This window comes from Pseudomonas sp. UBA6699 (assembly GCF_002454615.1).
Lineage (GTDB): Bacteria > Pseudomonadota > Gammaproteobacteria > Pseudomonadales > Pseudomonadaceae > Aquipseudomonas > Aquipseudomonas juntendi.
Genome location: NZ_DKJF01000006.1, coordinates 1 through 8,482 on the forward strand (window position 1 = coordinate 1; position 8,482 = coordinate 8,482).

Annotated in this window: 12 protein-coding genes; 6 read left to right on the forward strand and 6 right to left on the reverse strand. The window is 62.9% G+C overall.

Going from position 1 to position 8,482, the window contains the following annotated elements; all coding sequences use genetic code 11:
• Positions 1-252: 252 nt before the first annotated feature.
• The gene (gene trpA / locus B3361_RS01035; protein WP_054906243.1) at positions 253-1,062 is read right to left on the reverse strand and encodes a tryptophan synthase subunit alpha; all 810 of its coding nucleotides are present in this window, start codon (positions 1,060-1,062) and stop codon (positions 253-255) included.
• Positions 1,059-2,276, reverse strand: coding sequence for a tryptophan synthase subunit beta (trpB, locus tag B3361_RS01040; RefSeq protein ID WP_029887973.1), 1,218 nt, complete (start codon positions 2,274-2,276; stop codon positions 1,059-1,061). The genes trpA and trpB overlap by 4 nt, the downstream gene beginning before the upstream one ends.
• Positions 2,277-2,384: 108 nt before the next feature.
• Between trpB and B3361_RS01045 the strand changes: the two genes are divergently transcribed.
• Positions 2,385-3,281, forward strand: a complete 897-nt coding sequence (locus B3361_RS01045) for a LysR family transcriptional regulator (protein WP_054906242.1) — start codon at positions 2,385-2,387, stop codon at positions 3,279-3,281.
• Here B3361_RS01045 and B3361_RS01050 read toward each other — a convergent pair.
• Positions 3,278-3,601, reverse strand: a complete 324-nt coding sequence (locus B3361_RS01050) for a DUF883 family protein (protein WP_009682179.1) — start codon at positions 3,599-3,601, stop codon at positions 3,278-3,280. The genes B3361_RS01045 and B3361_RS01050 overlap by 4 nt on opposite strands.
• A 150-nt stretch (positions 3,602-3,751) precedes the next feature.
• Between B3361_RS01050 and B3361_RS01055 the strand changes: the two genes are divergently transcribed.
• The gene (locus B3361_RS01055; protein ID WP_029887971.1) at positions 3,752-3,967 is read left to right on the forward strand and encodes a dodecin; all 216 of its coding nucleotides are present in this window, start codon (positions 3,752-3,754) and stop codon (positions 3,965-3,967) included.
• 101 nt (positions 3,968-4,068) lie between these two features.
• Positions 4,069-4,290, forward strand: coding sequence for a DUF1161 domain-containing protein (locus B3361_RS01060; RefSeq protein WP_054906241.1), 222 nt, complete (start codon positions 4,069-4,071; stop codon positions 4,288-4,290).
• A gap of 37 nt (positions 4,291-4,327) precedes the next feature.
• Here B3361_RS01060 and B3361_RS01065 read toward each other — a convergent pair whose 3' ends face one another.
• On the reverse strand, positions 4,328-5,332 hold the full coding sequence (locus B3361_RS01065; protein ID WP_054906240.1) for an LLM class flavin-dependent oxidoreductase: 1,005 nt from the start codon (positions 5,330-5,332) through the stop codon (positions 4,328-4,330).
• A gap of 151 nt (positions 5,333-5,483) precedes the next feature.
• Here B3361_RS01065 and B3361_RS01070 point away from each other — a divergent pair, with 151 nt between their 5' ends.
• Together B3361_RS01070 and B3361_RS01075 are read left to right on the forward strand one after the other, a co-directional pair.
• On the forward strand, positions 5,484-5,909 hold the full coding sequence (locus B3361_RS01070) for an OsmC family protein (protein WP_009682183.1): 426 nt from the start codon (positions 5,484-5,486) through the stop codon (positions 5,907-5,909).
• 74 nt (positions 5,910-5,983) lie between these two features.
• The gene (locus B3361_RS01075) at positions 5,984-6,217 is read left to right on the forward strand and encodes a DUF1161 domain-containing protein (RefSeq protein WP_009682184.1); all 234 of its coding nucleotides are present in this window, start codon (positions 5,984-5,986) and stop codon (positions 6,215-6,217) included.
• A 156-nt stretch (positions 6,218-6,373) separates the two neighbouring features.
• Here the strand turns inward: B3361_RS01075 and B3361_RS01080 are convergent, their stop codons facing one another.
• Together B3361_RS01080 and B3361_RS01085 are read right to left on the reverse strand one after the other, a co-directional pair.
• Positions 6,374-6,787, reverse strand: coding sequence for a hypothetical protein (locus tag B3361_RS01080; RefSeq protein ID WP_054906239.1), 414 nt, complete (start codon positions 6,785-6,787; stop codon positions 6,374-6,376).
• Positions 6,788-6,841: 54 nt separating this feature from the next.
• On the reverse strand, positions 6,842-7,255 hold the full coding sequence (locus B3361_RS01085) for a hypothetical protein (RefSeq protein ID WP_029887968.1): 414 nt from the start codon (positions 7,253-7,255) through the stop codon (positions 6,842-6,844).
• Between the two features lie 84 nt (positions 7,256-7,339).
• On the opposite strand from B3361_RS01085, the gene B3361_RS01090 reads away from it, so the two are divergent.
• The gene (locus B3361_RS01090) at positions 7,340-8,413 is read left to right on the forward strand and encodes an aminopeptidase (RefSeq protein WP_054906244.1); all 1,074 of its coding nucleotides are present in this window, start codon (positions 7,340-7,342) and stop codon (positions 8,411-8,413) included.
• The last annotated feature ends 69 nt before the right edge of the window (positions 8,414-8,482 follow it).

An 8,482-nucleotide genomic window follows, 5' to 3' on the forward strand; every position in this document is an offset into this window, starting at 1 on the left:
GAGCGATCGGCCTCCCCGGAAGTGCTTCTTCAGCCTGACGAGAATATCTTCTCCCGCCAGGCCAGTCACAACATACAAGCAGCGACCGCAGCTCGCGATGCGCCGCGCGGGCGGCGCTCGATCTCACAGGCACTGAAGATGCAGCGGCTACCCTTGCCAGGAACCATAGAATCTCCCACAGGTACAGCGCCACCCTCAGGCCCTGTGAAATCCTTGTGGGATCTGGCTTGCCGGCGATGAAGCCGACGCCGGTCAGCGACGGGCGCCGCGCACCCCTTCCGCCAGTGCCGAGCACAGGCTCAACACATCGCTCACCGCCTGTTCGGCCGTGTTGGCCTGGGCAATCTTGTCGACCAGCGCCGAGCCCACTACCACGCCATCGGCCAGCCGGGCGATGTTCGCCGCCTGCTCTGGGGTGCGAATGCCGAAGCCAACGCTGATCGGCAGGTCGGTATGCCGACGCAGGCGGGCAATGGCTTCGGTCACGTGCTCGGTGGTCGCCGAGCCGGCCCCGGTCACCCCGGCCACGGACACGTAGTAGACGAACCCGGAGCTGCGCGCCAGCACACGCGGCAGGCGCGCGTCGTCGGTGGTCGGGGTGGTCAGGCGAATGAAGTCGATACCTGCAGCCTGGGCCGGGGTCGCCAGTTCTGCATCGTGCTCTGGCGGCAGGTCGACGATGATCAGGCCATCGACGCCAGCCTGCTTGGCTTCATTCACGAACGCTTCCACGCCAAAACGGTGGATCGGGTTGTAGTAGCCCATCAGCACGATCGGCGTGGTGTGGTTGTCCACACGGAATTCACGAACCATCTGCAGGGTCTTGGCCAGGTTCTGGCCCGCTTCCAACGCGCGCAGGGTAGCGAGCTGGATGGCTACGCCATCGGCCATTGGGTCGGTGAATGGCATGCCCAGTTCGATCACATCGGCGCCTGCAGCAGGCAGGCCCTTGAGGATCTGCAGCGAGGCGTCATAACCCGGGTCGCCTGCGGTAACGAAGGTGACCAGTGCCGAGCGGCTTTCGGCTTTCAACTCGGCGAAGCGTTGTTCTAGACGGCTCATGCCTGTTTCTCCTGGGCGGCCATGTGGCTCATGACGGTTTGCATGTCTTTGTCGCCGCGGCCCGACAGGCAGATCACCATCAGGTGGTCCTTGGGCAGCTGCGGGGCGCGCTTGATTGCCTCGGCCAGGGCGTGAGCGCTTTCCAGGGCCGGGATGATGCCCTCCAGGCGGCACGTGGCGTGGAACGCATCCAGTGCTTCGTCATCGGTGATGCTGACGTATTCAACGCGCTTCACCTCATGCAGGTAGGCATGCTCGGGGCCGATGCCCGGGTAGTCGAGGCCGGCCGAAATCGAGTGAGCGTCGGTAATCTGGCCGTCATCGTCCTGCAACAGATAGGTGCGGTTGCCGTGCAGTACGCCGGGCACACCGCCGTTCAGGCTGGCAGCATGCTTGTCGGTGTGCACACCGTGGCCGCCGGCTTCAACGCCGATGATCTGTACGCTTGGCTCTTCGAGGAACTCATGGAACAGGCCCATGGCGTTGGAGCCACCCCCCACGCAGGCGACCAGGCTGTCCGGCAGGCGGCCTTCCTTTTCCTGCAACTGGGCACGGGTTTCCTTGCCGATGATCGACTGGAAGTCGCGGACCATTGCTGGGTATGGGTGCGGGCCCGCCACGGTGCCGATCAGGTAGAACGTGTCGTCGACGTTGGTCACCCAGTCGCGCAGCGCTTCGTTCATGGCGTCCTTGAGGGTGCCGGTGCCCGCGGTAACCGGAACGATCTCGGCGCCCAGCAGCTTCATGCGGAACACGTTGGCCTGCTGGCGTTCGATATCGGTGGCGCCCATGTAGATCACGCAAGGCAGGCCGAAGCGCGCAGCGACGGTAGCGGTCGCCACGCCGTGCATGCCGGCGCCGGTTTCGGCGATCAGGCGTTTCTTGCCCATGCGCTTGGCCAGCAGCACCTGGCCGATGCAGTTGTTCACCTTGTGCGCGCCGGTGTGGTTGAGCTCTTCACGCTTGAAGAAGATCTTCGCGCCGCCGCAGTGTTCGGTCAGGCGCTCGGCGAAGTACAGCGGGTTGGGGCGGCCGATGTAGTCGCGCTGGAAATAGGCCAGCTCTTCGAGGAATTGCGGGTCGGCCTTGGCCGCTTCGTATTCCCGGGCCAGGTCCAGCACCAGTGGCATGAGGGTTTCGGCCACATAGCGGCCGCCGAACGAGCCGAACAGGCCATTGGCGTCGGGGCCGGGGCGGTATTGGGACTGGGTCATGGGGCGCTCCAGGGCTTAGGCAATGAGTGATGGGCTTTACTCTAACCACGACAGGCCCGGCTGAAAACCGATAAGATTGCGCAAACTTGTCAGGAAAACTCACAGGTAATGGCTCACGACCTCCCTCCCCTCAATGCCCTGCGTGCTTTCGAGGCCACTGCCCGGCTTAACAGTGTCAGCCAGGCGGCCGAGGCGTTGCACGTTACCCATGGTGCCGTGAGCCGGCAGATCAAGGTGCTTGAGGAGCATCTGGGGGTGGCGTTGTTCGTCAAGGACGGGCGTGGCATCAAACTCACAGATGCCGGGCTGCGACTGCGCGATGCCAGTGTCGAGGCGTTCGACCGCTTGCGCAGTGCATGTGCCGAACTGAGCCGCGACACCCGCGAGGCCCCGTTCGTACTGGGTTGCTCAGGCAGCCTGCTGGCGCGCTGGTTCATCCCGCGGTTGGGGCGTTTGCAGGCAGACCTGCCAGAGCTGCGCCTGCACCTTTCAGCCGGTGAGGGCGACCTCGATCCAAGACGACCAGGGCTGGATGCGCTATTGGTGTATGCCGAGCCACCGTGGCCGGCAGACATGCAGGTGCATGTGTTGGCCGAGGAGCGTATCGGCCCGGTGCTGAGCCCGCACTTCGCCGGTTATCAGCGCTTGCAGGGGGCGCCAGCCAAAGCTTTGCTCGAAGAAACCGTATTGCACACCACCTCACGTCCACAGGCTTGGCCGACCTGGGCGGCGCAGCAGGGTCTGGAGCCAACTGCCATGCACTACGGGCAGGCTTTCGAGCATTTGTATTACCTGTTGGAAGCTGCGGTGGCGGGACTGGGCGTGGCGATCGCGCCGCAACCACTGGTCGCCGATGACCTGCGGGCGGGCCGCCTGAGTGCGCCGTGGGGCTTCTCACCGACCCCGGCGGCGCTGACGCTGTGGGTACCTCGGCGCGCCGCTGACGGGCGCGCCGAGCAACTGGCGCAATGGTTGCGGGGAGAACTGCTAGGGCAGAGCGCTTAGTTGCGCTTGCACAGCAAGTAAGCTGCCAGCAGACCCAGGGCGCCGATGGCTACACCGGCAGTGGTATACGGGTGCTCTTGGGCATAGTCGCGGGTGGCGATGCCGGTCTGGCGGGTACGCTCCTTGACTTCCTCATAGGCATCGCTCAGCAGGCTGCGCGAATGGCGCAGGGCACTCTCGGCGTTGCTGCGCATGGCCTTGACTGATTTCTGGGTTTCTTCGGAGGCATCGTGCTTCAGGCTTTCCAGGCTTTTCAGCAGGCTTTCGATCTCTGCTTCCATGCTTTCCAGGGATGTTTTACGCAGCGAATTGCGGGGCATGTTGACTCTCCTTTGCAGTATGGACTCTATGAAGTGCGACCCTTGGGCTGCACGAAAGTGCGATCGAACTTTCGCCCCTGATGACAGCTCGCAGGTAAACCAGGCTCGCACTGCCAGGCTGAATATCACTGTTACCCAAGGAGAGCGCTCATGACCGATCATCACACCTACAAGAAGGTCGAACTGGTGGGGTCTTCGCCTACCAGCATCGAAGAAGCAATCAACAATGCCCTGGCCGAAGCCGGCCAGAGCATCAAGCACATGGAGTGGTTCGAGGTGGCCGAAACCCGTGGCCACATTCGCGACAACAAGGTCGCGCACTTCCAGGTGACGTTGAAGGTGGGCTTCCGTATCGCCAATAGCTGAAACACAGCCAGGCTGGAACAGGTTGCACTGATGGGGTATTAGGAACAGGGCGCCCTGGTGGGCGCCCCTTTCTGGTTTCATCTGCACAAGGAATGCAAGTGATGAACAAACTGATACTGGCGCTGGGCCTGATGACGCTGGCCGGTGGCGCGATGGCGGCGGGCAAACCCTGCGAGGAGCTGAAAGCGGAAATTGCCGCCAAGCTCGATGCCAAGGGGGTTGTTGGCTACAAGCTGGAGATCGTCGAAAAGGGCGACCCGGCGGGCAAGGTGATCGGCAGCTGCGAAGGCGGCACCAAGGAAATCGTCTACCGCCGCGGCTGACGCGGTGGCCCCTTCACGGGGGCACTCGCGAAGGGGTTCACTCGCTCTTCAAAGCCTGCGCCAGCAGCTCATAAGCGCGGATACGGTCTGCATGCTCGTACAGGTCACAGGTAAACATCAGCTCGTCCGCCCCGGTTTGCTCCAGCAACACCTCCACTTTGGCGCGCACTTTCTGCGAGCTGCCAATCATCGCCAACCCCAGGAAGCTGCCTACCGCATCGCGTTCATGGGGCAGCCATAAGCCGTCCATGCTGGGTACCGGGGGTTTCTGCATCAGGCTCTGCCCGCGAATCAGCGCCAGAATGCGCTGGTACACCGAAGTGGCCAGGTATTCGGCCTGTTTATCGGTTTCGGCAACCACCATGGGAATACCCAGCATCACATAGGGTTTGTCCAGCGTGGTGGACGGTTTGAAGTGGTTGCGATACACGCGGATTGCCTCGTGCATGTAACGCGGCGCGAAGTGCGAGGCGAAGGCATAGGGCATGCCGCGCATACCGGCCAGTTGCGCGCTGAACAGGCTGGAGCCCAGCAGCCACATGGGCACATCGGTGTCGTGGCCAGGCACAGCGATCACTTTTTGATCATCGGTTCGGGGGCCAAGGTAGCGTGACAGCTCTTCGACATCGTCCGGGAAATCGTCCGGGCCACCTGCGCGGTCTCGGCGCAAGGCGTATGCAGTCATCTGGTCGGAGCCTGGCGCACGGCCAAGGCCGAGGTCGATGCGCCCCGGGTACAGGCTGGCGAGGGTGCCGAACTGCTCGGCGATCACCAACGGCGCATGGTTGGGCAGCATGACCCCGCCGGAGCCTACGCGAATGCTCGAAGTGCCCCCGGCGAGGTAGCCGATAAGCACCGAGGTTGCCGAGCTGGCGATGCCGTCCATGTTGTGGTGTTCGGCCACCCAGAAGCGGTTGTAGCCGAAGCGTTCGACATGCTGCGCCAAGTCCAGGGAGTTGCGCAGCGACTGCGCCGGGCCGGCATCGGCGCGAACGGGCACAAGGTCGAGGGTGGAAATCTTCAGGTCACGTAGCTGCGTCATGGGGCCTCCGCAAGAATGATTGGCCAGAGGCCTTTATGACTCTGTATGGGCGTAATCGTTGGATTCAATGGGGGGCGCAATTGCTCTGAACTTGCCGGGCGTACCGGACCTCTGAACCCATAGGCACGTAACCGAGTGACAAGGAGGCATCATGAAGAAAACAGCATCGGCGATCTGGCAAGGTGGTTTGAAGGACGGCAAAGGCCTGCTTTCAACCGAAAGCGGCGCCCTCAAGCAGAACCCTTATGGCTTCAACACCCGTTTCGAGGACACGCCGGGTACCAACCCAGAGGAACTGATCGGTGCGGCGCATGCGGGCTGCTTCTCGATGGCGCTGTCGATGATGCTCGGCGAGGCCGGGCTCACCCCGGACCGGATCGACACGGCGGCGGAAGTCACCCTCGACAAGCAGCCTGATGGTTTTGCCATTACCGCTGTACACCTGGTGTTGCGAGCCAAGGTGCCAGGCGCCAGCGAGGCGCAGTTCATGGAGATTGCCAACAAGGCCAAAGCAGGCTGCCCGGTGTCGAAGGTGCTCAACGCCAAGATCAGCCTGGATGCGGCGTTGGTGGGCTGAAGCGGCGCAACGATGGCAGTTTGCTGTAGTCTAACCAATGTCGGCAGCAATACTGCCTTTTCAGGAGCCGTTCCATGATTCGCGTAGCAATCGCCGTGTTCGCTTCGCTGGTCGCCACGTCTGCGCTGGCGGCGGTCAAGCCGTGCGAGGAACTGAAAGCCGAGATCGAGGCCAAGATCCAGGCCCAAGGGGTGGCTTCGTACACCCTGGAGATCGTGCCTAACAGTGAGGTCCAGGACCCGAACATGGTGGTCGGGACGTGCGACGGCGGGACCAAGAAGATCATTTACCAGAAGAATGATCGCTAGCGCTCGAGCATGAGTGGCCGCTTCGCGGCCCATTTGCGACAAAAGCCCGCTTCCACAGGCCCCTGTGGGAGCGACCTTGCGTCGCGATGGGCTGCGCAGCAGCCCCTGACTCGCAGCCCCCCCTACCGGCAGCAGCCCCTACCCGCACACTCCCGCCTACGGAATACAGAACACATCGCTAGGCTCATTCACCAGCACCGTGCGGCTGGCGTCATACAGCAATACCTGCGGCTCCATTACCGGCGCCCGCGCCTCCAGGCGATAACGTTCCCCAGCCTTGAAGTCATCGAAGCGCACAGTCAGGTAACAGGTACGGTCCCTGGGGTCGGTCAGCATCCCGCCAGAGTAGATCTCGTAATCGAAGCGCACGACCAGTTCATGCTTGCCGGGGGTTACCTGAAAGTATCGGCCGTCTTCCAGGCGCTTCCCGTCAAGGCGGTCGGCCATGATTACCCGGCCGGGGGTCATGGTGTACAAGTCGACCCAGGCTTGCTTGGGGTCGACCGGCGGCAAGGGGCTGGCGCAAGCCCCCAGTGCACTGAGGGCGATCAGCATCATGGGCTGGCGCATGGCAAAGCTCCCACTTGCGATTGGCACGTTAACAGCATAGCGCCGTTTGCGTGGTTAGGTGTGCTGGCAGCCCGCTGGCAGGCCCTGGCCCAGCAGTTTTTGTTGCTGGTCATACAACTTCACCCACGGGCGGAAGCCGATGCTCCCGGCCTGCAGCTGATAGCGTTGCCCGGCGTTGAAGTCTTTGAACGCCAGCTTTACCTGGCAATCTCGCCACAGGGGTTGGTCGACCGGGCCGATGTTGCTGGGGTTGACCGGAAACTGGTAGCGCACGGTCAACTCGTGGCTGCCAGGCTGCACTTCGAAGTACCGATTGTCGGCCCAATCGCGCTCATCGACCTGCACCGCGTGCAACGAGGTGTTGTCGTAGGGCGTGAGGTCGATCCAGGCCTGGTTCGGGTCTGGGTCTGGCAGCGTTGAACAGGCAGATAACAGCAACAGTGAACCGGCGACCCACAATGCACGCATGGCGAAACTCCCCCGTGGCGAGATAGTCTTGGAGCGAATCGGCCTTGAGCGAGTCAGACAGTCCCGATGCTTCGACTTTTTCTTTTGCAGCGCTCAGGCCCTGGGCCACTCGACCGCGTTTTCACCCGTTTGGTTCCGCTGCTGGCGGTGCTTCTGCTGAGTGGTTGCAGCAGTGCGGCCTATTACGGCCAGCTTGCGCAAGGCCAGTGGCAACTGCTGCGCGCGCGGCAACCGGTGGAACAGGTGGTCGCCGACCCTGCTACCCCTCCCCTGTTACGGGCGCGCCTGCAACGGGCGGAACAGGCGCGGGCGTTTGCCAGCCAGCAGCTGAAGCTGCCGGATAACCGCAGCTACCGGGTATACGCCGACCTTGGGCGCCCCTATGTGGTTTGGAATGTTTTCGCCACGCCAGAGCTCTCACTGCAACCGGTGACCCACTGTTTTCCGATAGCGGGTTGCGTGGCGTACCGCGGCTACTACCAGCAAGGTGCAGCACGTGGCGCGGCAGCGTTGATGCGTGAGGAAGGGCTGGATGTGTACGTGGGCGGGGTGGAGGCCTATTCCACCTTGGGCTGGTTCGACGACCCTATTCTGTCGTCGATGGTGGGCTGGGGTGACGAACGCCTGGCGACCTTGATCTTTCACGAGCTGGCGCACCAGCGCTTTTATGTGCAGGACGACACCGAGTTCAACGAGTCCTTTGCCTCGTTCGTCGAACAGGAAGGCACCCGGCAATGGCGCGCGGCGCGTGGCCTGGCTGCGGTGGGTGGCGATCAGGGGCAGCAGCGGGAGCAGTTTATCCAACTGGTGCTGGCCAGCCGCGAGCGGTTGCAGGCGATTTACGCCGGGCCGCTGGATGATGCGCACAAGCGCCAGGCCAAGCGGGCGGAGTTCGCGCGGCTCAGGCGTGACTACCAGCAGGTGCGGGACAGCCAGTGGGGCGGCGACAAGCGCTTTGACGCCTGGGTGTACGGGCCCATGAACAATGCCAAGCTGTTGCCGTTCGGGCTGTATGACCAGTGGGTGCCGGCGTTTGCGGCGGTGTTTCGCGAGGTTGGCGGGGATTGGGGGCGGTTCTATGAACGGGTTGAGCAGTTGGGGAGGTTGCCCATCGCTGAAAGGAGGGCGGCGTTGCAGAAGTTGATGGCTGGCCGGTGAGACTTTGGGGCGGCGTTGCGGCCCATCGTCGGCAAGCCAACTCCCACGGGGGGCGCATCAGGGCTGATA

What these genes read in the sequence shown, in the direction of transcription:
- B3361_RS01045 (WP_054906242.1), top strand. Translation starts at nt 2,385, where the DNA reads ATGGCTCACGACCTCCCTCCCCTCAATGCCCTGCGTGCTTTCGAGGCC.
- B3361_RS01060 (WP_054906241.1), top strand. Translation starts at nt 4,069, where the DNA reads ATGAACAAACTGATACTGGCGCTGGGCCTGATGACGCTGGCCGGTGGC.
- B3361_RS01065 (WP_054906240.1), bottom strand. Translation starts at nt 5,332, where the DNA reads ATGACGCAGCTACGTGACCTGAAGATTTCCACCCTCGACCTTGTGCCC.
- trpB (WP_029887973.1), bottom strand. Translation starts at nt 2,276, where the DNA reads ATGACCCAGTCCCAATACCGCCCCGGCCCCGACGCCAATGGCCTGTTC.
- B3361_RS01075 (WP_009682184.1), top strand. Translation starts at nt 5,984, where the DNA reads ATGATTCGCGTAGCAATCGCCGTGTTCGCTTCGCTGGTCGCCACGTCT.
- B3361_RS01050 (WP_009682179.1), bottom strand. Translation starts at nt 3,601, where the DNA reads ATGCCCCGCAATTCGCTGCGTAAAACATCCCTGGAAAGCATGGAAGCA.
- B3361_RS01080 (WP_054906239.1), bottom strand. Translation starts at nt 6,787, where the DNA reads ATGCGCCAGCCCATGATGCTGATCGCCCTCAGTGCACTGGGGGCTTGC.
- B3361_RS01070 (WP_009682183.1), top strand. Translation starts at nt 5,484, where the DNA reads ATGAAGAAAACAGCATCGGCGATCTGGCAAGGTGGTTTGAAGGACGGC.
- trpA (WP_054906243.1), bottom strand. Translation starts at nt 1,062, where the DNA reads ATGAGCCGTCTAGAACAACGCTTCGCCGAGTTGAAAGCCGAAAGCCGC.
- B3361_RS01085 (WP_029887968.1), bottom strand. Translation starts at nt 7,255, where the DNA reads ATGCGTGCATTGTGGGTCGCCGGTTCACTGTTGCTGTTATCTGCCTGT.
- B3361_RS01055 (WP_029887971.1), top strand. Translation starts at nt 3,752, where the DNA reads ATGACCGATCATCACACCTACAAGAAGGTCGAACTGGTGGGGTCTTCG.